Annotated in this window: 23 protein-coding genes and 2 tRNA genes; 13 read left to right on the top strand and 12 right to left on the bottom strand. The window is 67.6% G+C overall.

Annotated elements, in window-relative coordinates:
- The first annotated feature begins 67 nt into the window (after window positions 1–67).
- The 3 genes from orn (at window position 68) to ACFQ9K_RS38650 (ending at window position 1,266) form a co-directional block, all read left to right on the top strand.
- Window positions 68–718 carry an oligoribonuclease gene (gene orn, locus ACFQ9K_RS38660; protein ID WP_378727278.1) on the top strand — a complete coding sequence of 217 codons (651 nt, stop codon included), beginning with the start codon at window positions 68–70 and terminating at the stop codon, window positions 716–718.
- A 55-nt stretch (window positions 719–773) separates the two neighbouring features.
- Window positions 774–846 (top strand) — tRNA-His (locus ACFQ9K_RS38655).
- Window positions 847–1,032: 186 nt separating this feature from the next.
- The gene (locus ACFQ9K_RS38650) at window positions 1,033–1,266 is read left to right on the top strand and encodes a hypothetical protein (RefSeq protein ID WP_378984304.1); all 234 of its coding nucleotides are present in this window, start codon (window positions 1,033–1,035) and stop codon (window positions 1,264–1,266) included.
- 56 nt (window positions 1,267–1,322) lie between these two features.
- Here ACFQ9K_RS38650 and ACFQ9K_RS38645 read toward each other — a convergent pair whose 3' ends face one another.
- Window positions 1,323–2,540 (bottom strand): Ig-like domain-containing protein, encoded by a 1,218-nt coding sequence (locus tag ACFQ9K_RS38645; protein ID WP_378719411.1) that lies wholly within the window; start codon window positions 2,538–2,540, stop codon window positions 1,323–1,325.
- A 263-nt stretch (window positions 2,541–2,803) separates the two neighbouring features.
- Here ACFQ9K_RS38645 and ACFQ9K_RS38640 point away from each other — a divergent pair.
- Window positions 2,804–2,879, top strand: a tRNA-Lys gene (locus tag ACFQ9K_RS38640).
- A 407-nt stretch (window positions 2,880–3,286) separates the two neighbouring features.
- On the opposite strand, the gene ACFQ9K_RS38635 is transcribed toward ACFQ9K_RS38640, so the two are convergent.
- From ACFQ9K_RS38635 to ACFQ9K_RS38610, 6 genes are all read right to left on the bottom strand, one after another.
- Window positions 3,287–4,174 carry a cytochrome c biogenesis CcdA family protein gene (locus ACFQ9K_RS38635; RefSeq protein ID WP_378719412.1) on the bottom strand — a complete coding sequence of 296 codons (888 nt, stop codon included), beginning with the start codon at window positions 4,172–4,174 and terminating at the stop codon, window positions 3,287–3,289.
- Window positions 4,171–4,935 (bottom strand): DsbA family protein, encoded by a 765-nt coding sequence (locus ACFQ9K_RS38630; protein ID WP_378719414.1) that lies wholly within the window; start codon window positions 4,933–4,935, stop codon window positions 4,171–4,173. Before ACFQ9K_RS38630 ends, ACFQ9K_RS38635 begins: the two co-directional genes overlap by 4 nt.
- A 61-nt stretch (window positions 4,936–4,996) precedes the next feature.
- On the bottom strand, window positions 4,997–5,251 hold the full coding sequence (locus ACFQ9K_RS38625; protein ID WP_378719417.1) for a hypothetical protein: 255 nt from the start codon (window positions 5,249–5,251) through the stop codon (window positions 4,997–4,999).
- Between the two features lie 744 nt (window positions 5,252–5,995).
- The gene (locus ACFQ9K_RS38620) at window positions 5,996–6,274 is read right to left on the bottom strand and encodes a hypothetical protein (protein ID WP_378719419.1); all 279 of its coding nucleotides are present in this window, start codon (window positions 6,272–6,274) and stop codon (window positions 5,996–5,998) included.
- A 313-nt stretch (window positions 6,275–6,587) separates the two neighbouring features.
- Complete coding sequence (locus ACFQ9K_RS38615) at window positions 6,588–8,042, bottom strand: carboxylesterase/lipase family protein (RefSeq protein WP_378719421.1); 1,455 nt, start codon at window positions 8,040–8,042, stop codon at window positions 6,588–6,590.
- 24 nt (window positions 8,043–8,066) lie between these two features.
- On the bottom strand, window positions 8,067–8,972 hold the full coding sequence (locus tag ACFQ9K_RS38610) for an MBL fold metallo-hydrolase (protein WP_378719423.1): 906 nt from the start codon (window positions 8,970–8,972) through the stop codon (window positions 8,067–8,069).
- Window positions 8,973–9,108: 136 nt separating this feature from the next.
- Here ACFQ9K_RS38610 and ACFQ9K_RS38605 point away from each other — a divergent pair, with 136 nt between their 5' ends.
- Window positions 9,109–10,014: a helix-turn-helix domain-containing protein gene (locus ACFQ9K_RS38605; RefSeq protein ID WP_378719425.1), complete on the top strand. Its 906-nt coding sequence runs from the start codon at window positions 9,109–9,111 to the stop codon at window positions 10,012–10,014.
- Between the two features lie 133 nt (window positions 10,015–10,147).
- Here the strand turns inward: ACFQ9K_RS38605 and ACFQ9K_RS38600 are convergent, their stop codons facing one another.
- Entirely contained in the window at window positions 10,148–10,507 is a 360-nt protein-coding gene (locus ACFQ9K_RS38600) for a chitin binding peritrophin-A domain-containing protein (RefSeq protein ID WP_378719427.1), read from the bottom strand.
- 750 nt (window positions 10,508–11,257) lie between these two features.
- Here ACFQ9K_RS38600 and ACFQ9K_RS38595 point away from each other — a divergent pair.
- From ACFQ9K_RS38595 to ACFQ9K_RS38585, 3 genes are all read left to right on the top strand, one after another.
- Window positions 11,258–11,854: a transglycosylase SLT domain-containing protein gene (locus tag ACFQ9K_RS38595; protein ID WP_378719430.1), complete on the top strand. Its 597-nt coding sequence runs from the start codon at window positions 11,258–11,260 to the stop codon at window positions 11,852–11,854.
- 105 nt (window positions 11,855–11,959) lie between these two features.
- Complete coding sequence (locus ACFQ9K_RS38590; protein ID WP_378719432.1) at window positions 11,960–12,274, top strand: hypothetical protein; 315 nt, start codon at window positions 11,960–11,962, stop codon at window positions 12,272–12,274.
- Between the two features lie 83 nt (window positions 12,275–12,357).
- A complete protein-coding gene (locus ACFQ9K_RS38585) occupies window positions 12,358–12,843 on the top strand; it encodes a DUF1992 domain-containing protein (protein WP_378719433.1) in 486 nt (161 codons plus the stop codon).
- A gap of 261 nt (window positions 12,844–13,104) precedes the next feature.
- On the opposite strand, the gene ACFQ9K_RS38580 is transcribed toward ACFQ9K_RS38585, so the two are convergent.
- The gene (locus tag ACFQ9K_RS38580; protein WP_378719435.1) at window positions 13,105–13,572 is read right to left on the bottom strand and encodes a MarR family winged helix-turn-helix transcriptional regulator; all 468 of its coding nucleotides are present in this window, start codon (window positions 13,570–13,572) and stop codon (window positions 13,105–13,107) included.
- Window positions 13,573–13,634: 62 nt separating this feature from the next.
- Between ACFQ9K_RS38580 and ACFQ9K_RS38575 the strand changes: the two genes are divergently transcribed.
- On the top strand, window positions 13,635–14,612 hold the full coding sequence (locus ACFQ9K_RS38575; protein WP_378719437.1) for a pirin family protein: 978 nt from the start codon (window positions 13,635–13,637) through the stop codon (window positions 14,610–14,612).
- 134 nt (window positions 14,613–14,746) lie between these two features.
- Window positions 14,747–15,043: an excalibur calcium-binding domain-containing protein gene (locus ACFQ9K_RS38570; protein ID WP_357391113.1), complete on the top strand. Its 297-nt coding sequence runs from the start codon at window positions 14,747–14,749 to the stop codon at window positions 15,041–15,043.
- Between the two features lie 65 nt (window positions 15,044–15,108).
- On the opposite strand, the gene ACFQ9K_RS38565 is transcribed toward ACFQ9K_RS38570, so the two are convergent.
- On the bottom strand, window positions 15,109–15,330 hold the full coding sequence (locus ACFQ9K_RS38565) for a DUF3618 domain-containing protein (protein WP_218474887.1): 222 nt from the start codon (window positions 15,328–15,330) through the stop codon (window positions 15,109–15,111).
- A 243-nt stretch (window positions 15,331–15,573) separates the two neighbouring features.
- Between ACFQ9K_RS38565 and bcp the strand changes: the two genes are divergently transcribed.
- The gene (gene bcp / locus ACFQ9K_RS38560; protein WP_378719440.1) at window positions 15,574–16,047 is read left to right on the top strand and encodes a thioredoxin-dependent thiol peroxidase; all 474 of its coding nucleotides are present in this window, start codon (window positions 15,574–15,576) and stop codon (window positions 16,045–16,047) included.
- Here the strand turns inward: bcp and ACFQ9K_RS38555 are convergent.
- Entirely contained in the window at window positions 16,044–16,790 is a 747-nt protein-coding gene (locus tag ACFQ9K_RS38555) for a TetR/AcrR family transcriptional regulator (RefSeq protein ID WP_378719442.1), read from the bottom strand. The two genes, bcp and ACFQ9K_RS38555, sit on opposite strands and share 4 nt — an antisense overlap.
- Before the next feature lie 101 nt (window positions 16,791–16,891).
- Here ACFQ9K_RS38555 and ACFQ9K_RS38550 point away from each other — a divergent pair, with 101 nt between their 5' ends.
- Window positions 16,892–17,848: an ATP-binding cassette domain-containing protein gene (locus tag ACFQ9K_RS38550; RefSeq protein WP_378719444.1), complete on the top strand. Its 957-nt coding sequence runs from the start codon at window positions 16,892–16,894 to the stop codon at window positions 17,846–17,848.
- A gap of 47 nt (window positions 17,849–17,895) precedes the next feature.
- Window positions 17,896–18,624 (top strand): ABC transporter permease, encoded by a 729-nt coding sequence (locus ACFQ9K_RS38545; RefSeq protein WP_378719469.1) that lies wholly within the window; start codon window positions 17,896–17,898, stop codon window positions 18,622–18,624.
- A gap of 68 nt (window positions 18,625–18,692) precedes the next feature.
- Here the strand turns inward: ACFQ9K_RS38545 and ACFQ9K_RS38540 are convergent, their stop codons facing one another.
- Window positions 18,693–19,934, bottom strand: a complete 1,242-nt coding sequence (locus ACFQ9K_RS38540) for a hypothetical protein (RefSeq protein ID WP_378719445.1) — start codon at window positions 19,932–19,934, stop codon at window positions 18,693–18,695.
- Between the last annotated feature and the right edge of the window lie 211 nt (window positions 19,935–20,145).

The raw sequence follows: 20,145 nt of genomic DNA, 5'->3' as shown, positions 1-20,145 counted from the left end.
GAGCACCCCGGGCCGCGAACACGCAGCGCGCAGGCGCTGCAAAACCAACACAGCTAATGTTGCTGCCGTGTCGGATAAATATGTGGTGTGGATGGATTGTGAGATGACTGGGCTGCGCCTGGACAGCGACAAGCTGATCGAGGTGGCGGCGCTGGTCACCGACAGCGATCTCAACATCCTCGGCGAGGGCGTGGACGTCGTCATCCACGCCGACGACGCGGCGCTGGCCGCCATGCCCCAGGTGGTCGTGGACATGCACGCGCGTTCCGGGCTCACCGAGGAGGTGCGCCGCTCCACCGTCACCATGGCCGAGGCCGAGCAGCAGATCCTCGACTACATCAAGCAGTACGTGCCGACCCCGGGCACCGTGCCGCTGGCCGGTAACTCGATCGCCACCGACCGCGGCTTCATCGCCCGCGACATGCCCGCGCTGGACGCCCACCTGCACTACCGGATGATCGACGTCAGCTCGATCAAGGAGCTGTGCCGCCGCTGGTACCCGCGCATCTACTTCGGCCAGCCGGAGAAGGGCCTGGCCCACCGCGCGCTGGCCGACATCAAGGAATCCATCCGCGAGCTGGAGTACTACCGCCGCACCGCGTTCGTCGCGGCGCCCGGTCCGTCCACCACCGAGATCGCCGCCGTGGCCACCGAGATCAGCGGCGCCGCGGTGGCCGCCGAATCGGCCCAGGTCAACGCCTCGCCGGAAACCGATTAGGGAGACGACGGGGTGACACGCTAATATCGACGGCGCCGGTGTTCATCCGGTGATGGTGACCGTAGTTCAGTTGGTAGAGCACCAGGTTGTGATCCTGGCTGTCGCGGGTTCGAGTCCCGTCGGTCACCCTGAGGGCCCGGGTCGGAGCGAAATCTCCGACCCGGGCCTTTTCTTTTGCCTCGCCGCCCACATCACAATGTGAAACATCCTTCTTCCGATTGCGGGACGGATCCCGCACCCCGTCCGTAGACTGCGGCGCGTGGGCGGTGCCGCTGGAGCATCACCCCGGTTTGACCAGAAAGACACAGGTCGTGATGCGTTCCGCGGTAATCGCAGCTTTCTTCGGCGCCACCCTCATCACCGGAGCTACCGGGACCGCGGCCGCGGGCATCGGGCTGCCCGGCATGCCGGACTCCGGTTCGGCGTCCAGCGGGTCGACCGGCGGGCTGGTCGGCACCGGATCCGGCAGCAAACTGGCGTGCCTCGCCACCGGCAGCGCGCTGGCGATCATCGGCGACGCCCATCTCGGCTGCAACATGCTCCCCTGAGCCGAGCAAGCACAACGGGCCACCAGTTCACCCTGGTGGCCCGTTCGCGTTGCGGCTCAACGCGGGTCGGCGTTACCCGCCTTCCACACCGGCCACGGGATGTTCCAGTCGCCCAAACCGTCTACGCCCGAGAGGGTTCCGCCGACGGTGTTCTTGATGATGGTGATGTCGCCGCGCTTGGCGTTCTGATAGACCCACTGCGCGTTCGCCGGGCTCAGGTTCAGGCAGCCGTGGCTGGTGTTGCTGTAGCCCTGCTGCCCGACCGACCACGGCGCGGAGTGAAAGAAGATGCCGCTGTAAGAGATTCGGGTGGCGAAGTCGATCGGCGTCTTGTAACCGTCCGGCGAGTTCACCGGGACGCCGTAGGTCGAGGAGTCCATGATGATCTTCTCGAGCCGGTCGCTGACGATGTAGATGCCGTTGTCGGTGGGCGTGCTGTTCTTGCCCATCGAGGTAGGCATGGTCCGGATGACCTGACCGTTCTGCTCGACCGTCACCTGCTTGGTGTTGTCGTCGGCGGTGAAGATGGTCGCGTCGCCGACGGTGAAGAACGACTGGATGTTGTCCTGGCCGAACAGGCCGTTGCCGAGATCACGGCCATACACGTTCACATTGATCGTGACCTTGGTCCCGGGAGCCCAGAAATTCTCCGGACGCCAGCGAACCTCACGGTTGTTCACCCAATAGAACGCGCCTTCGACCGGCGGCTCGGTGGTGATCTTGATCGCATCCTGGGCGGCCTTACGGTCCGGGATGGTCTCGTCGAACTGCACCGCGACCGGCTGGCCGATCCCGACCACCTCGCCCTCGCCGGGCAGCAGATACGGCTTGGTCTGGCTGTCCGGGGAGCTGGTGGTGAAGTTCAACACAGTGGAATTGGCGCCGCCGAGACCGATCGCATCGGCCTTGAGCCGATACGGCTTTCCGTACCCGAGCACCTCGGTGGTCTCCCACGACCGCCCGTCGGCGGCCAGCCTGCCGCCGCCCACCGGCTGCCCCTGCGCGTTCATCAGGGTCACGTTCGTGAACTTGCCGTCCTCGACCTGAAACGCCAGCGGCACACCCGGCGAGACCCCCATCTCGCCGTCCTTGATCGGGGACAACAGCTTCGGCTTGATCAGCTCGAGCATCGGGTTACGGTCGATCGCGACCGTGGAGGTCTCCGACGTCGTCGACGACGAGCACCCCGACAACACCAGTCCGGCCACCGCGAACACCACGACGGGTGCGGTGATATGTCGTATCCACCGACGCCGACCTCGACCAACGCTCATCTCAACCCCGTTTCAAGTCCCTACAGCCCAACCCGCCGTGCCTGCGGAGCGGTCGAGACCACGTTCGGTCATTCTGCCAGTGCGAGGTGCTCGCACCAACGCAAATACCGCGTCGACACAGGGGTGTTACACGGGATAGATCCGAACTGTCCGGTTCGGCGTTAACACCCCGCCCGAACCGCGCATCGCCCCCGGTCAGGGCGCGATTTCACTTCTGCCGCCTCGGCCTGTTAAAGTTTGTCCCGCACCGGAACACGGAGCAAGCGCCATTAGCTCAATTGGCAGAGCAGCTGACTCTTAATCAGCGGGTTCGGGGTTCGAGTCCCTGATGGCGCACCATGAAACAGCCCCTGACCTGGCAATATCGGTCAGGGGCTGTTTCGTTTACGGGGTAGATCGGGCCGTTCCCAAAGATATCCCAAGGATTGGCGCGTTTCACGTCCGTCAGCTGGCCCCGCCGAAACCCAACTCCAACACCGCCGATGAGTCCGGTGCTTGCTCGGGCGAGGCGATGTAGTGCCGCTCCGTGATCCCCTCGCGGGAGTGCGACACGGTGAACGTCGCAGGTTCCGCCCCCAAGGCCGAACTGATCCCAGCAGGTGCGCCAACGCCTCTCCCTGGCGCACGCCGGAGCCGAGAACCAGGTCCGCGACATCGGCTACGCACCGATCTCGTTTCCGGCCAACCCCTTATCTGCGAAGACCCCATCAGTGTGGAAACGCGGTGAGCCAATGCGGAGCCGCGGCTCAGCTGGCTTCGGTCGATTCGTGTTCGGCCGGTGCGGCCCGCTCTGTTGGTGTCTCGGCGTCGGCCCGGCCGCCACGCAGCAGCCGCCAGGCGAGCACACCCAGCGCGACCGCGGCGAGCACCAGCAGCAGCGTGCTGTTGGAGACCAGGTCGCCGACCTGCCGCACCCGCGTCTCCAGTGTGAATTCGGTGTCCGCGCTGAGGATTCCGGGCAGCGCGGCGGTGCCGTCGAAGGCCAGCAGCAGCGCCCCGAGCGCGACGAAGAACAGGCCCGACAGCACCGAGGTGGTGTGCAGCTCGATCCGACCGAGCCGGAAGCTGCTTCCGCGCAGCCACTTTCGCCGTCCCAGCTGGAATCGGTCCCAGAGCGAGGCCAGCACGAACAGCGGCGTGGCCAGCCCCAGCGCGTACACCGCCAGTAGCAGGCCGCCGTGTACCGGCGAGCCGCTGACCGCGGCCACCGCCAAGATCGAGCCCAGGATCGGGCCCGCGCAGAAACCGGCCAGGCCGTAGACCAGACCGAGCAGATACACCGCACCGGTCTGCTCGGGTCGGCCCAGCTTGGCGGCGGCACGCTGGGCGAAGCCGAAAGCGAAACCGCGGCCCAGGATCTGGGCGACGCCGAGCCCGATGATGGTCCAGCCGCCGATCGCGATCAGCAGGTCGCGATGCCCAACCAGCAGCCGTCCGGCCAGCGAACCGGCCGCACCCAGCGGGACCAGCGTGGTGCACAGGCCCAGGTAGAAGACGCCGGTGCGGGCCAGCAGCCGGCCCTGGTTCTCGAAGGAGTAGGCGAAAAAGCTCGGTAGCAGCAGGGCGCTGCACGGGCTCAGTAGCGCCAGCAGTCCACCCAGGAAGGCCGCGAACAGGCCGATGCCGCCGGTCATTCCGAGTCCTGCCCGGCGGCCTTGGCGGCGGCGTCGATGGTGGCGCGGAACTGTTCGATAGGCTGCGCGCCCAGGATCGGCCTGCCGTTGATCAAGAAGGCCGGAGTCGAGTTCACGCCGATGCCGATGCCCTCGTTCACGTCCGCCCGCACGGCCGCCGCGGCGGCGGGGGAGTCCAGGTCGGCGCGGAACTTCCCGACATCGGGAATGCCTGCGGCCACCGTCAATTCGACCAGCTTGTCGCGGGTGAAGGCGCCGGTGTTCTTCTTCTCGGGCGCATGCTCGAACAACGCCCGGTGGTACTGCCAGAACCGGCCCTGCTGCCCGGCCGCCCACGCCGCCCGGGACGCGGCCTCGGACTCCGCGCCGAAAATGGCCATACTGCGCCACTCGACGCGCAGCACGCCCTTGTCGACGTAGTCGGCGATGAGCTGCGGCTCGATCTTGGTGGCGAAGACCTTGCAGAACGGGCATTGGAAGTCGGAGTACTCGACCAGGACGACGGGGGCGTCGGCGCGGCCGACGGCCAGCGGGTCGGCGACGTCGCGGCGGGCCAGCGCGGCCAGCTGCGCGTAGGCCGGGTTGGTCTCGGTCGCGGTGGTGGCGGACTGCGCGGGCTTCTTGTCGGCGCCCAGCATCTGTACCGCGGCGATGACGAGCAGGCCGACGGCGGCCACGATGGCCAGTGCGGCGAAAGACTTTCTCGCGCTGGAATTGCGAGGTTTCCGGAATTCAGGCTTTTTGCGGGGTTCGACGGACATGCGAGTACTCCTCAACGGCTGCATCGACAATGACGAAAAAGTGCTGGACCATTCAGGAGCTCTAAATGATCAGCACGGTCGTCAGATGCGGTGCCGCCACCGGAAGGGTGGGAGCGCGCGGTTGTTTTCCGATCGAGAACTTCTGGGCAGTCTGGAATTCCGGGGCGAATGCGACGCAATCACCGACGAGTTGATCCCCGAGCGCCCGGGGCGGAGTCACCAGTGTCCCGACCGGGGCGGGGCCGGGCGACTCCTGTTTGCGGCAGGCCGGTGCGAAATCCACCGACTGCCGTCCAGAATCCTTCTCGACCTGCACGGGGGCGGCAGTAGCGGCTACCGTCGTCCCCGTCACCGGCGGTGAATCCCGCTGTGACGAACCCCATCCCGCCACCGCGGCGACCAGGCCCAGGACAATCACGACACCCGTCAACAGCGCACACCAATTCGACCGAATGAGCATTCGGTCGCGGGAGGCGGGGGTCGGATTCACCGACTCGACCATAACAGAGCGCCCGCCCGTCGACTTTCGACGAACGAGCGTCCAACCGGGGGGACGAGCCACGTCGCGTCAGGCGCGCCGCATCTACGCCGCCGCAGCCAGCGGCGAGGATCGCGGTCACGACCGACCCGTTCCGGAACCACAGCGCCTCGGCATGGTTCGAGCTCCCACCACCGCTGCACCACCCACCGCCGGACAGCAAATCACCGAGGCATACACCCCATGAGGTATTGCGGCGGCTGCTGTTCGCGCTGGCATCGGCACTCCTTGCCGCCGACGGCATGCGTGGGACCGCCGCATTGGGTGTGCGTGGTCCGCCGATCGCGTGGGGCCCATAGCCGGTGGCAGGTCTATTTTGACGCAGTTCCGTATCACTCGACGCTGACAGGGCTGCACACGGTGCGTCTAGCCGAGCAGCGCGGTTATCTGGCCCCCGGGAGCGCGATCATCGAATCCACCTGCGGCACCCTGGGATTGACCTGATGGGGGTCGACACTCATCATCCGGGCGGAGCGACCTGAGCAGGCCGCTCCGCCAGCAGCTGCCGATCCAGTCCTTACGTCACCATTTATTCAACCACTGAAATTCACCGCCGCGGACCCAGAATCCCAGATCTTTACCGTCGAGATCCATAGCCTTATAGAAGTACTGGTATCGACCTCCACCTGGAATCCAGACTTCGCCGGAGTCAGTGACATTGTAATTCCCTTTCACATTTTGACCGGTCTTTATGCATTCCCCTTTGGCCATCACGTCATCTTTGACGAAGTTGGGTCCACCATGGCTGTATCGCGTGGTTATGTATTCCGATCCGCCCTTCCCACCCGTCCAGCCGGCCATAGCATTGTATCCATCCCGCTTGCATATCTGGATATGATCGACGATGTACCCGGATGGCTCCGCGGTCGCATTCGGAGCCGCGTACGACAAACATACGAATGCGCATGCAATGGATGTAGCGGAAGCCGCCCACCGGCGATTCCGAAGCGATACGAGGGGCATGGAGGGTTCCTTTCTCAATTCGCGATGTCAAGGACGTCGATGCTGGCACCTGTTCCGGCCCGCTACTCCGATCGAACGTTCGAACCAGCGGGCCACCGCACGACAAATTATTCGTTCCACCCGGTAGCTCCGGATGGGTGACGCGCCGGATCTACCGAAACGACCCGCGCCCGGCACCGCCGAGGATTTGCGGGGCGGGGTGCTCCGGGTCATACGGCGGCCAGCCGGGATCCCCTGTGGTGGCGAAGGCGATCCAGGTGGCGTGGATCTGGGCGGCCAGGCCGGGTGGGGCGGGTTCAGGGCCCAGGAGGCCGGTTTCGCCGTGTAGCCAAGGCTTTTCGGCTATGTCGAAGACGAACGGGAGTTCGGTGGTGTGGGTGGCGCCGAGTCGGCCGTCGAGGGCGGTGGAGCGGTGTTCGAAGGAGTAGAGGTGGGTGCGGCCGGTGGAGATTCGGGCGTGCGACTGGGTCATGCGGGTGGTGCCTGCGCCGAACAGGGCCTCGCCCAGGATTGTGGAGCGTAGTTCGCCGGGGGTTGCGGTCGGGTGGGCTGTGCGGTGTTCGGCGATCTCGGATTCCGGGTTCGAGGACAGTCGGGCGGCGAGGGCGAGCAGGTCGGCTTCGGTGGTGGATTCGAGGTTGCCTTGGGGAACAACGTAGAGGTTGCCCTCTTCTGCGTTGGTTCCGATCAATAGGTCGATCTCGGAGGCAGGACCGTCGGCGAGGCTGTCGGCCGGTTGGGTGGGTAGGACCAGGCTGAACGGGCTCAGTCCGACCAGGGGGTCCGTTGCTGTGTCGGTGCGCAGGTCCAGGCCGGCGAGGGCGGGCAGGTTTTCCAGAAAGCGCTCGTCCGGGATGGCGGAGAACGCCTCGGCGGTCGGTTCGACGCCCAGCGCGGCGGCCGCTGCGACAGTCACCCGATGCGCCTGTTCCGGGGTGAAAGCGCCTGTCCCATTGCCGCTTTGGCTGATCGCGCGCCGGAACAGACCCTTCGCCGCGGGCGTCGCGAGTAGTGCTCCGACGAGCGTGGCGCCCGCGGACTGACCGAAGATCGTGACGTTGTCGGGGTCACCGCCGAACGTCGCGATCGTGTCGCGCACCCAACCGAGTGCGGCGAGCACGTCGAGCAGCCCGCGGTTGGGTGGCGCACCGGCCAGGTCGAGAAACCCGGGGATGCCGACGCGGTAGTTCAGCGTCACCAGGACGACGCCGTCGCGAGCGAACGCGCTCCCGTCGTAGAGGGCGGCGCGGGTCGAGCCGGTGACGAATCCGCCGCCGTGCACGAAGACCATCACCGGATGCTTGCCGTCGGTGGCCGGCGTGCAGACATCCACGGTCAGGTACTCCGCGCCGCGCACCCAACCCGGCCCGAAGTAGGGAATCATGTCGAGCCGCCCGAAATCGCGGGCCGGTTGGGGTGCGGTCGGCGACGGCCGGGTGCCGTCGCGCACACCGGACCAACCCGCGTGCGGCCGGGGCGCGGCGAAACGGCGAGCACCGACGGGCGCCATGGCGTAGGGAATGGCGCGGTAGAGCTCGCCGGACTCGTCGCGGATACCGCGCACGGCGCCGACGGGGGTTTCGACGGCCTCTGTATATAAGGGCATGGGAAACGCTTCCTCTGAGTGGGATCAGGACATGCGGGAGAAGCCGGCCCAGTCCTTGATCGTGAATTTCGACCCGCTGCGCTCGACCTCCACCGCGCCCTGTCCGCCGAAATGCGCGGGAAAGACGAGCGCGTTGCGCTCGGCGGCGCGACCGAGCAGCTTGTGCCGGGTGGCGCCGGCTTCGGCCGGGTCCTCGCAGAAGCAGGAGTTGATTTCCGGTTCGACGATTTGCAGCGGGGTGTGCAGCAGGTCGCCGACGAACAGGGCGCGGTCGGTGCCGGATTCCACGTTGAGCACCGAGGAGCCGGGGGTGTGGCCGGGGGCGAGATCGAGGCGCAGGTTCTTGTCGATCTGGTAGGACCCGTCCCACAGGTGGGTCAGTCCGGCCTGGTGGACCGGGACGACGCTGTCCTCGAAGACGTTCTGGTTGCCCCGCCCGAATACGGTCGGGTGCTCGTTGGCCGGATTCCAGAAGTCGAAGTCCCGCAACGGCATCAGGTAGGTGGCGTTCGGGAAGGTCGGTACCCAGGTGCGTCCGTCGAGGCGGGTGTTCCAGCCGACGTGGTCGATGTGCAGGTGGGTGTTGATCACCAGGTCGACATCCTCGGGACGCACGCCCGCGGCGGCGAGGTGGCCGAGGAAGCCGGTGTCGAGGCGGCTCCACACCGGCGCGTACGGGCGGTCCTTGTGGTTGCCGACGCCGGTGTCGACCAGGATCGTGCGGCCCTCGCTGCGCAGCACCCAGGTCTGCAGCGCGGAGTGGCACTCGCCGGTGTCGAGATTCCAGAAGTCGGGGGCCAGCAGGGGGCGGTGCTCGTCCCAGGCGCCCTCGGGGCTGTCCGGAAAGAACTGGTCCGGGCTCATTCCGACGGTGCCGTAGAACTCTTTGACACGGGTGACGGTGACGTCGCCCAGGGTGATCTGGTCCATGTGATTCGTCCTCTGGTTCGCGATTCGAGCTGAACAAGAACGAGCCTGGGCACCCGGACGCCGGCCAACCACTCCCCGGTTGTCCTACCCCCGGCAGGGTGTGGCTGGGCTCGGCAGCGCCTCGGATACTGGAGCGATGGACGGACCCGGCCCCCTGGGCGATTTCTTGCAGGCGCGGCGAGCGCGGCTGCGTCCGGCGGACGTCGGCGTGCCGGACGTCGGGCCCCGGCGGCGGGTGACCGGGCTCCGGCGCGAGGAACTTGCTCAGCTGGCCGGCGTCAGCGTCTCGTACTACACCCGCCTCGAACAGGGCCTGTCCCGCGGCGCGTCCGCCGAGGTGCTGGACGCGATCGCCCGCGCGCTGCTGCTCGACGACCACGAACGCGCGCACCTCGACCGGCTCGCCGACGCCGCCCGCCGCACACCCCGGGTGCGCCGCCCACGCCCCGAACAGCTCGCCGAGGAGACGCGAGATCTCCTCCGCGCCGTCGACGGCGTCCCGGCGCTGGTGCTCGGCCGGCGCACAGACGTGCTCGCCTGGAACACCCTCGGGCATTCCCTGCTGGCCGGTCACCTCGACTTCCACAGCCCGGACGACCCGGCCCGGCGCCCGAACATGAGCCGAATCGTGTTCCTCGACCCGCACTGCCGAGAGCTGTACTCGGACTGGAAGAGCAAGGCCCGCGCGGTGGTCGGCAACCTGCGCATCGCCGTCGGCAGGCACCCGGACGACCCATTGCTCGCCGGACTGATCGGTGAGCTGACCATGAAAAGTCCTGAGTTCGTGGCACTTTGGCGCGACCACCGGGTACTCCCCTGCGATGCCGCCGCCTACGAGCTGCACCATCCCGTGGTCGGCGCGGTAACCGTGACCCAGCAGACGCTCGCGGTCGCACGTTCCCCGGAACAGGTGCTGATCGTCTGCACGACCCCCGCAGGCTCGCCTGCCGAAGCAGCCCTCGCGCTACTCCGGCAGGCGAGCGGTGAACGGGGATCAGTACCAGGTGTCCCGGCGAAAATTACTGACCGACAACGTATCTAGGACATGTCGACCGCGGCGAATAGCCGGCGGCTCGCCGTCCGTGACGACGAGCCCCCGCCGTAATAGGCGCCAGACGGATGGGGCCGTACGTCACCACGCGCGGCATGCCTCGACGGCAGCCAATTCGCCTCTGTCAGCGACGGTTTCGCGCCACGCAGACCAAGCGTTCGTCGTCGTACCAGCTTTCGTCACCGCACCGGAATTGATAGGTGGCCAGGTGTCGAGTTCCGGAACGCAGGCACCGATAGAACCCCGCTCGATCTTCGGGATCGGCGTAGTACCCCTCCGCCTTGCCCTGACAGAAGTCCGACCCGGCGTCGCTGGGCACGACGGCGTACTGCCGAGCGGCGACATCCCGCCCGGACCCGTCGGGCACGTCCACCACAGCCAAGGTGCCGAGCGTGAACGCCGCGACGCCTAACGACGGCAGCACCGCCAGCACGGTTCCAGCGGCGAGGACGCCGGCACGACACACCAGGCTGTTCGAGTTCATGAACGGGAGTTCCCTGTCTCCCCGCGGGCGGGGTCGGCGGCTGACTGACTGCTCCCCTGTATTCGGTCTCGCGCCCCGCCCGGATCGTTTCGGTCACAAACCGCCTGGTCGGGCCGTTGCCCCGGGTGTCTCACCCGTCCCGATCCGGACCAAAATCGCGCTCGGACAACCGAAGCCCGGTTTGTTAGCCGAAAACTTCTGTGACGTGTCCCACATTGGGTTTAGCAGCAAACTCCCTGCGTAGGTAACGGTTCGGCAACGGCGCAGGGGGTGTTCCAAGATCGCCCGCACCGTTCATTCACGATTCGTTTACCGTGCGTTCATCTAGTGTGACCATTCTGCGATCAGGTCATAAAGCGACCTGGAGTTTGGTTACACCGAGGAGTTTTTCACCCACATTCGGAAAACGACCGCAATGGCAGGCCCAACGCCCGCCGCGGTCGGCGGATCGGATCCGGCAACGGACCCGCTAACCCTAACCTCCGCCGAATGGACGCGCCGAGAGGCCGTTTTTCTCCGCATCGAGATGCGGAGTCCCGCGCGACATCGCGGCCGGGCTCGCAGTTGAGCGCCCCGGGCACCGCACCACCGAACGTCGCGTTCCGGGGACTTGTGCGTCCCCCACAACAAAACCCCACAACAGCACATCAGCCCGCACCGGCGAGCGCCCACCACGCGCCCGCTCTGGATCCGTGCTGCCTGCGCGCACCCGGATCGAAACCAGTCCCCGACAAAGGAACCGATTTCGTCATGCCCGACAGACGCTTTTCTTCTCTCCGCCGCTCGACGCTTCGCGAGGGCGTAACTTTCGCCATCGCCGCCGCAGGCGTCGTGGCCGTTGCCGCCTCCTCCGCGGTATCGGTGGCCGACGACAGCGTTCCGTCCCGCATCGCGATGGTGGCCGAGGTGCAGCAGGCCGCCGCGCCCGCCGCCGAGGTGGCCGCCCCGGCGCCCATGCCCGCGCCGCTGCCCTTGCCGCTGCCGATCCCCGCACCGGAGCCCACGCCCGCCCCGGCCCCCGTGTACCCGGACAACCTCGACGGCTGGATCCGCCAGGCCCTCGACATCATGCAGGCCAACCACATCCCCGGCAGCTACGACGGCATCCACCGCAACGTGATGCGCGAGTCCACCGGTAACCCGCACGCGATCAACCTGTGGGACTCCAACGCCGCCGCCGGCATCCCGTCCAAGGGCCTGCTCCAGGTGATCGACCCGACGTTCCGCGCGTACCACGTCGAGGGCACCTCCTGGGACATCTACGACCCGGTCGCCAACATCGTCGCCGCCTGCAACTACGCCGCGCGCACCTACGGCTCGATGGACAACGTCAACAGCGCCTACTGAGCCAGCCCCCACCGACGCCTCCCCGCCTGCCCGCGGGGAGGCGTCGTCGCGTCCGGCCCGCCGTCCGGCTAGGGTCGTGCACCACCGACCTTTGGACTTTCCGCGATGACCGATTACGCGCACAGCGACACGGCGGCCAAGAGCCGCGCCGAGAAGGCCCGGCGCCTCGCGGGCTACGTCTGGCACCTCGGGATCACCGGACCGGAGCTGCTGGCCATGCCCCCGGCGACCCGGCGCAAGCTCGCCAGGGCCGCCGACACCAACCCGCCGAGCACCGAGGAGACCTGGGTGACGGTCGCCGACCTGCTGGCCGAGAAGGACGACTGGGCCGCCCGGCACCCGGAGCATCCGGCGGCGCGGCGCGAACACACCGACGAGAAGCTGATGTGGGTGAAGCCGCCGATCACGCCGTGGTCGTAACTCGTTCTCGGACAATGACTTCGGGCTCATACCCACGCATTCGGTAGACTGGCAGCGATGCCCCCTCCGTCAAAGGTGACGTGATGACCGAGCGCAAACCAGCGAACCTGGACTTCGAATCGTGGATCGACAAGCAGATCCGCGAGGCGACCGAGCGCGGCGAATTCCGGAATCTGCCCGGCGCGGGCAAACCCATTCCGCGCGGCAACGACGACGAGAACTGGTGGCTGAAGGGCTATCTCCGGAAAGAAGGGGTGAGCGGCGACGCCCTGCTGCCGCCCTCGCTGCTGCTGCGCCGGGATATCGAGCGGCTGCCCGAAGTCGTGCGCGAACTGAACTCCGAGCGGGCGGTCCGGGAGACCGTGCGCGAACTCAACAAGCGGGTGGTCGACTGGCTGCGCCTGCCGCATGGCCCCTACGTGCACGTCGCGCCGGTCGATACCGAGGAGGTCGTCACGCAGTGGCGGGCCGAGCGGAAACCGAAGCCCGCGCCCATCCCCACCGCCCCGCCGCCCCCCGAACGAACCGCCCGGCGATGGCACTTCCTCCGCAGACACGGCGCCACCTGACACCATCCGGCCACCCGCATCGAGTCGAGTCAAAAGGTCGTTCTCGTATCGAGTCGAGTCAAATGGTCGTCATTGAAGATCAACTAGCAACCCTTTGACTCGACTCAACTGACCACAGACGGAATGTGCGCATCCTGGCGACGCCACGGGGAGACCGGCGGGCGGGGGCACTCGCAGGCATTCCCGAATGCCGCCTGTCGCCACGGACCGCCGCCGACCGAACCGCTCTGCCCAGAGCGTTCGTAACGCAAGGGCAGGGAGTCAGGCGCCGATGGCGGACTGGGTGGATTCCTCAACTGCGACAACGACTTTCTCGGACAACGTTTGCATCGCGTGCGCCTCCGCGGGGGTGATGCAATCGATGAAGACCTCCCGTACCAATCGCACGTGATTCGGGGCGGCGCGCTCGAGCAGCTCCCGGCCGGCGGGGGTCAACCGGACCAGCACGCCGCGCGCGTCCTCGGCCACCGGCTGCCGGTCGACCAGCCCGCGCGCGTCCATCCGGGCCAGATGCTTGGACAACCTGCTCTTCTCCCAGCAGACCTCGGCGGCCAGATCCTTGGCCCGCAGGCAGTCTCCCGGCGCGGCCGACAGCGCGACCATCAGCTCGTAGTCCGCCGCCGACAGCCCGTCCTTGGTCAGGCCGGCGGCGATCGCCGCGTCCAGCCGCTGCCGCAGGCGGATGTAGGCCGACCACGTCGCCTGCTCGTCGTCATTCAGCCAGTCCATGGGAATGAAGTCTACCCACGGTTGGTTGACATGGACACCAAAAGCCTGACCAGGAGGTTCAGATGCCCGCCATCACCGTCCCCGACCTGATGATCCTGCCTCGCCTGCCCCAGCCCACCGAGACCATGCGCGAGCGCCCGGTGCGCACCGTGGTCAGCGCGCCGAAACAGCGCGAGGGCGCGGGCTTCGAGGTACGCAGGCCGTTCCCGAGCGTCGACCTGCGCACTGCCGACCCGTTCATCCTGCTCGACCAGATGGGCCCGGTCGCCTACGAACCGCACGAGGCCAAGGGCGCGCCGTGGCATCCGCACCGCGGCTTCGAGACCGTCACCTACGTGATGGACGGCGCCATGGTGCACCACGACTCCAACGGCGGCGGCGGGGTGATCGGCGAGGGCGACACCCAGTGGATGACCGCGGGCTCCGGCATCCTGCACGACGAACTGCCGACCGAACAGCTGGTCATGACCGGCGGCTGGTTCCACGGCATCCAGCTGTGGGTGAATCTGCCGCGCGCGCTCAAGTTCGCCGCGCCGCGCTACCAGGATCTGCGCGGCAGCGAACTGACCCTGGTCAGCTCGCACGACGGCGGCGCGCTGGTCCGGCTCATCGCCGGCTCGGTCGGCGGCTTCGACGGCCCCGGCTCGACCTACACGCCGATCGCCTATGCGCACGCCTCGATCAGCCCGGGCGGTCAGCTGGAAACGCCTTGGCCGCAACACTTCACGGCGATGGCCTACATCCTCTCCGGCAGTGGCACGGTCGGCGCCGAGCGCAGGCCGGTGCAGGAGGGGCAGCTGGCGGTTTTCGGCCCCGGCGACGCGATCACGGTGAGTGCCGATGCGCGCCAACACAATCGGACCGGCGACCTGGAGGTGCTGCTGCTCGGCGGACAGCCGATTCAGGAACCCGTCGTCCAATACGGGCCATTCGTAATGAATACTCGCGCTGAAATCATCCAGGCAATGGACGACTACCAGGCCGGACGCATGGGAAACATCCCCGCCGAGCACCTGGCGGGCCATCGTCTGGGTGAGTGAGCACGGCACGACGGACATCCCCTAATGCCCTAGTTCTCCGGCGATCCGGTTGACAACCGGCCAACGCGTCACGACAGTGGATGCGGCGTCCGGTCGGACGCCCTATCCACCGCAGCAACTATCTAGAGGAATACATGAACGTTCGTCGGCTTACCTTCAGCGCTGCCGTCGCGGGACTGACCCTCCTTGCGGCGCCGACCGCGCTGGCCCAGCCCCCCTCGGGCTCCTCCGGGACCGGCTCGTCAGCCGTCGATACCGGCTCCGCCGCAACCGGTTCCGCCGGTCTGACGCAGACCGGTTCGGCGGGCGGCGCCTTCGCCAACTGTGATGACGCCCGCGCGGCCGGACGGGCTCCGCTCTTTCGCGGAGAGCCGGGCTACGGCCCGCACCTGGATCCGGATGGCGACGGGTTCGCCTGCCCCACGGTCTGATATTCGCGAAACGGAAACACCCGGTGTGCCGAGGCGCACCGGGTGTTCTGCTGTTCGGGGACCGATCAGCGGAAGATCTTGAGCAGCACCAGCCCGACCACCAGGGCGGCCGCGCCGATCAGGCTGTACTTCACCTTGGGCTCGTTCAGCTTCCGCAGCACGATCTGCTTGCTGTCGCTCGCGATCCGCTGTGGATCCGCGCGCACCGCGAGTTCGTCGAGCGTGCTCGCCAGCCGCGTGCGCGCGGCCTCGATCTCCTGCTCGATCCGCTCGGTATCCTTCGCCACGTTCAGGCCTCCTGTGTTTGATGTGCCGCGCCAGGGCTCGAATCGCGGTGTGTGTTCGGCCTTCGCGGGTCACCCTCAGCTCCCGGACGAGTCTATCGGTCCGCGCGGAGTTGCCCGGGGGCGCGCGGCGTTCTGTCCATCCGTACAGCGCCGCGGGGCGGTGCGCGGCGCCGGGCTGTCGGTCCGCACAGTGTCGTTCGGTAGGTCCGCATTCTGTCCGTGCCGTCGGTTACGGTGCAGGACGTGACCGACAACCAACGACTCTCCCCCGGCGATGCCGCCCCCGACTTCACGCTGCCCGACGCCGACGGCAAGGACGTGTCGCTCGCCGACTACCGCGGCCGCAAGGTGATCGTCTACTTCTACCCCGCCGCGAGCACCCCCGGCTGCACCAAGGAGGCCTGCGACTTCCGCGACAACCTCGCCGACCTGGACGGCGCGGGCATCGACGTCATCGGCATCTCGCCGGACAAGCCGGCCAAGCTGGCCAAGTTCCGCGACGCCGAGCAGCTGACCTTCCCGCTGCTGTCGGACCCGGACCGTTCCGTGCTCACCGCGTGGGGCGCGTTCGGCGAGAAGACGATGTACGGCAAGACCGTCACCGGCGTCATCCGCTCCACCTTCCTGGTGGACGAGGCGGGCAAGATCGAGGTCGCCCAGTACAACGTGCGGGCCACCGGCCACGTCGCCAAGCTGCGCCGCGACCTGTCGGTCTAGGCCTGCTCGTAGGACCGGATGAACTGCTCGTACCCGTCGAGCAGCCGGTCCAGGCCGAAGCGCAGATCGGCGTCGTCCCACTCGACGTCGTCGTCCTCGAAGGCCTGGGCGGCGAAGGCGCGAGCCAGCGCGGGGAAGCGCTGCGGATCGAGTACCCGGCTCAACAGGGCCGGGTACTCGTCGGTCTCCCCGCCGTCGGCCATCTCCTTGGCGACCCGCATCCGGCCGATCATGTACAACGAAACATTCAGTACCAGTTGCAGTTTGATCGACTCGGGGACGGCGGTCCCGGCGAACATGCCCAGGCCCGCGTCCAGCCAGGCCATATTGCACGGCCCCATCGGCGGCGCGGCCAACGGCAGATCCAGGAACCAGGGATGCCTGCGCATCGCCGCGGCCACCCCCCACGCCCAGGCCTCGATCCCGGTCCGCCAGCCGGCCTCGGCCGGCAACTCCGGCGGTAGCCCGATCGCCCGATCGGATACCAGGGTGAGCAGCATGTCCTTGCTGTCGACGTATCGGTAGAGCGACATCGTGGTGAAGCCGAGATGCTTGGCCACCCGGCTCATCGACAGCGCCGTGACCCCTTCGGCGTCGGCCACCTCGATCGCCGCCTCGATCACCTGATCCAGGCTCAGCCCGCGCTTCGGCCCGCGGGTCCCCGGTTCGTCCAGGCCCCACATCAGGGCGAACGACTTCGCCGCCGCCGATGTGCCGCTGTCCGCCTCCGGCGTGTCCACCACTTGTCGACCTCTCTTCTTCGATCACCTCTTGCCTCGAACTGAAAACTGTGTACCGTTTAAACAAAGTTTAACCCATACGCAGTTTCGATTCGAGGAACCCCATGACAGTCCCATCCACCCCCGCCGTCAGCATCAGCGGGTTGACCAAAGCCTTCGGCGACCGGACGGTGCTGGCCGGCATCGACCTGGAAGTCGCTGCGGGAACGGTTTTTTCGCTACTCGGCCCGAACGGCGCGGGCAAGACGACCATGGTGCGCATCCTGGCCACGCTGGCCCGCCCCGACCGCGGCGAGGTCCGGGTGGGCGGCCACGATCTCGCGCGGGACCCCGGCGCGGTGCGCCGCCTCATCGGCGTCACCGGCCAGTACTCGGCGGTGGACGAGATCCTGACCGGTGCGGAGAACCTGCGCCTGATGGGCAGGCTGCTGCACCTGGACAAGTCGGCCAGCGCCCGGCGCGCCGCGCGCCTGCTCGCGCGATTCGAACTCACCGAGGCCGCCGACGCCCGCGTCGCGACCTACTCCGGCGGCATGCGCCGCCGCCTCGATCTGGCCATGAGCCTGATGGGCGACCCGCGGATCATCTTCCTCGACGAGCCGACCACCGGACTCGATCCGCGCAGCCGCCGCGAACTCTGGCAGGTGATCCGGAACCTGGTCGCGGACGGCGTGACGATCTTCCTCACCACGCAGTACCTGGAGGAGGCCGACCAACTCGCCGATCGAATCGCGGTGCTGCACGACGGCAAGATCGTCGCGGCGGGCACGCCGGGCGACCTGAAGCGGCTCGCCCCCGGCGGTCACCTCCAGCTGCGATTCGCCGATCAGCAGGGGCTGGACGCCGCCGCGCTGGCCGTGCCGGGTGCGGAGATCGACGCCGAGCAGCTCACGCTGCTGGTCCCGTCGGACGGCAGCGTCGGCACCATCAAGCGGCTGCTGGATCAGTTCGACGATCAGGCGATCACCATCGACCGGCTCGCCATCCACACGCCCGATCTGGACGACGTGTTCTTCGCGCTCACCGGGCATCCCACCACCCAGAAAGCGGCGGCGCTGTGACCACCACCCTCACCAATTCCCGGCTGGCCGTGCAGGATTCGGCCAGCATGCTGAGCCGCAACCTGCGGCACACGGTGCGCAGTCCGGACACGATGATCATGTCGATCGTGGTGCCGATCCTGATCCTGTTGATGTTCGTGTACGTGTTCGGCGGCGCGATGAACGTCGGCGGCAAGTACATCGACTACGTGGTGCCCGGCATCATCCTGCTGTGCGCCGGATTCGGTTCGGCGACCACGGCGGTGAGCCTGGCCACCGATCTGTCCAACGGCATCATCGACCGATTCCGCACCATGGACATCGCCCGTTCCTCGGTGGTGACCGGGCATGTGGTGGAGAGCCTGCTGCGCAACCTGCTCACCACCACCCTGGTGATCCTGGTTGCCGTCGGGATCGGTTTCCGGCCGACCGGCGACCCGCTGCGCTGGCTCGCCGCCTACGGCATCATCGCGATGTTCGTCCTCGCGATGTCCTGGCTGGCGGCCGCGTTCGGGCTGCTGGTGAGAAATCCCGAGGCGGCCAACGCGTGCATGTTCTTCTTCATGTTCCTGCCGTATGTGAGCAGCGCGTTCGTGCCGACCGACTCGATGCCGAGCGCGTTGCACTGGTTCGGCGAGAACCAGCCGGTCACGCCGGTCATCGAGACCATGCGTGGGCTGCTCATGGGGACGCCGATCGGCAACAGCGCGCTCCTGGCCGTGCTCTGGTGCGGCGGCATCGCGCTGGCGGGTTATCTCGTCGCGGGCGTGCTGTTCCGGCGCAAGACACAGCACTGACCCGTCATAGGTAAAGGTCCGGCTCCGGAGGGGTAGAGCCGGACCTTTACACCGCAGGTGTTCCGGATCTAGGTGGGCGTGATCTGCTGGGCGGCCCATTGCAGCATCATGCGGAAGTGGTTGTCCCACCAGTTATAGGAATCCTCGGTGAAGGCCGCCGGGGGCGGCAGCTCACCGGGGAAGAGCAGGGCGTTGTTCGGGGCGCCGACCTTGTTGGTCGCCGCCGGGACGCCCGAGCCGGAGAACAGCGCGGCCGCGGCATTCGTCTCGGCCTCGTGCGCGGGTTCGGCAGGCACCAGCTCGGTCCGCTCCGGCTGGGCGCTGCCCCATCGCTGGACGGAGTACTGCGGCAGGACGTCGGCCGGATCGATGGTGACCACCGATATCTCCGAATCCGACACCACCACCGGGGTTCGCCGGTCCAGCACCGGACCGTCGACCCCACGCGGATCGGGCCGCACCTGATCCAGCTTGCCCGCGACCGAATCACCACGAACGATCTTGGCGTCGGCGGTGCTGTGCGCGTCCTTGAGCGCCGCACCCGGCAACGTCCGCGCCGAACCACCCGTCGCGTACACACCGCCGACCACCAGGCCGCCCGCGAGCACGCTGGCAGCGGCGAACACCGCGGCGCCGCCACGCACCCGGCGCACCCGCTCCTCGGTCTCGCCGATGCCGTCCACGTCGGCCATCGCGTACAGCGCGGCGCCGGCCGCCGACGCGGCCGCCGCGGCCTTGCACGGGATCACCGGCGCACCGAAGGCGTCCACGGCCGCGACCACCGCGGGCTTGCCCGCCGCCGAACCGATCAGCACCACCGCGTCCGGCCGGACCGCCTGCGCCTCGAACTGATCCCAGGCCGCCGTCACCGCGGCGCCCATGGATTCCGCCGTCGCCCCGCCCGCCTGGGCGATCGAGGCGAGAATCCGGCGACGGTCGCCGTCGACCAGGGTGAACGCCTGATGCCCCGGCACCACCTCGCAGATCAGCAGGTCGTCGAACTCGTCCAGCCAGGTCATCATCCCGGCCACGCTGAGGTGCGCCGACTTGGACGACACGAGCGAGGCGGTGTGCCACTGCCCGGACGCCAGGCGAGTGACGATGGCTCGCCGCTCCGCCGCGTCCCGGTAGACGACCGCGGCGCCGGCGATCTCATGCTCCTGGCCGAGCTCGGTGGCGAGTTCGTCCATCGCCAGCTCGACCGCTTCGGCCAAGTCCGCCTTGCTGTCGCCTGCCGTTCGTTTCACCCGATGCAGCAGCACGCGCTCGGGTAGCCGGGCGCCGGTGTCGGCGAACGCTACCGCGTGCACGGCGCCACGTTCGGTGGAAACGCCGAGTGTTACCACTGATCGAGCTACCACTGGTCACGCCTTCCTGGTCCTTTCGCGCGATGGAGCCACGCGCGCTCGGTATGTGTTCGGCGCCAGATTCGATCTGGATGGGTAGTGAATCGGACAGAAGATGAACACGCAGAAGCCGTGCGCGTGTCGTGTGCGTGTCCATACCGTTAGCCTGGATACG

The organism is Nocardia sp. NPDC056564, from assembly GCF_042793755.1.
Taxonomy (GTDB): domain Bacteria; phylum Actinomycetota; class Actinomycetes; order Mycobacteriales; family Mycobacteriaceae; genus Nocardia.
This window is presented reverse-complemented; position numbering and strand designations above follow the sequence as displayed.

Coding starts and splice junctions, on each gene's coding strand:
- ACFQ9K_RS38550 (WP_378719444.1), top strand. CDS start 16,892: ATGACAGTCCCATCCACCCCCGCCGTCAGCATCAGCGGGTTGACCAAA.
- ACFQ9K_RS38645 (WP_378719411.1), bottom strand. CDS start 2,540: ATGAGCGTTGGTCGAGGTCGGCGTCGGTGGATACGACATATCACCGCA.
- ACFQ9K_RS38595 (WP_378719430.1), top strand. CDS start 11,258: ATGCCCGACAGACGCTTTTCTTCTCTCCGCCGCTCGACGCTTCGCGAG.
- ACFQ9K_RS38545 (WP_378719469.1), top strand. CDS start 17,896: ATGCTGAGCCGCAACCTGCGGCACACGGTGCGCAGTCCGGACACGATG.
- ACFQ9K_RS38620 (WP_378719419.1), bottom strand. CDS start 6,274: ATGGCCGGCTGGACGGGTGGGAAGGGCGGATCGGAATACATAACCACG.
- ACFQ9K_RS38580 (WP_378719435.1), bottom strand. CDS start 13,572: ATGGACTGGCTGAATGACGACGAGCAGGCGACGTGGTCGGCCTACATC.
- ACFQ9K_RS38630 (WP_378719414.1), bottom strand. CDS start 4,935: ATGTCCGTCGAACCCCGCAAAAAGCCTGAATTCCGGAAACCTCGCAAT.
- ACFQ9K_RS38615 (WP_378719421.1), bottom strand. CDS start 8,042: ATGCCCTTATATACAGAGGCCGTCGAAACCCCCGTCGGCGCCGTGCGC.
- ACFQ9K_RS38635 (WP_378719412.1), bottom strand. CDS start 4,174: ATGACCGGCGGCATCGGCCTGTTCGCGGCCTTCCTGGGTGGACTGCTG.
- ACFQ9K_RS38605 (WP_378719425.1), top strand. CDS start 9,109: ATGGACGGACCCGGCCCCCTGGGCGATTTCTTGCAGGCGCGGCGAGCG.
- ACFQ9K_RS38575 (WP_378719437.1), top strand. CDS start 13,635: ATGCCCGCCATCACCGTCCCCGACCTGATGATCCTGCCTCGCCTGCCC.
- ACFQ9K_RS38590 (WP_378719432.1), top strand. CDS start 11,960: ATGACCGATTACGCGCACAGCGACACGGCGGCCAAGAGCCGCGCCGAG.
- ACFQ9K_RS38610 (WP_378719423.1), bottom strand. CDS start 8,972: ATGGACCAGATCACCCTGGGCGACGTCACCGTCACCCGTGTCAAAGAG.
- ACFQ9K_RS38600 (WP_378719427.1), bottom strand. CDS start 10,507: ATGAACTCGAACAGCCTGGTGTGTCGTGCCGGCGTCCTCGCCGCTGGA.
- ACFQ9K_RS38650 (WP_378984304.1), top strand. CDS start 1,033: ATGCGTTCCGCGGTAATCGCAGCTTTCTTCGGCGCCACCCTCATCACC.
- ACFQ9K_RS38585 (WP_378719433.1), top strand. CDS start 12,358: ATGACCGAGCGCAAACCAGCGAACCTGGACTTCGAATCGTGGATCGAC.
- ACFQ9K_RS38570 (WP_357391113.1), top strand. CDS start 14,747: ATGAACGTTCGTCGGCTTACCTTCAGCGCTGCCGTCGCGGGACTGACC.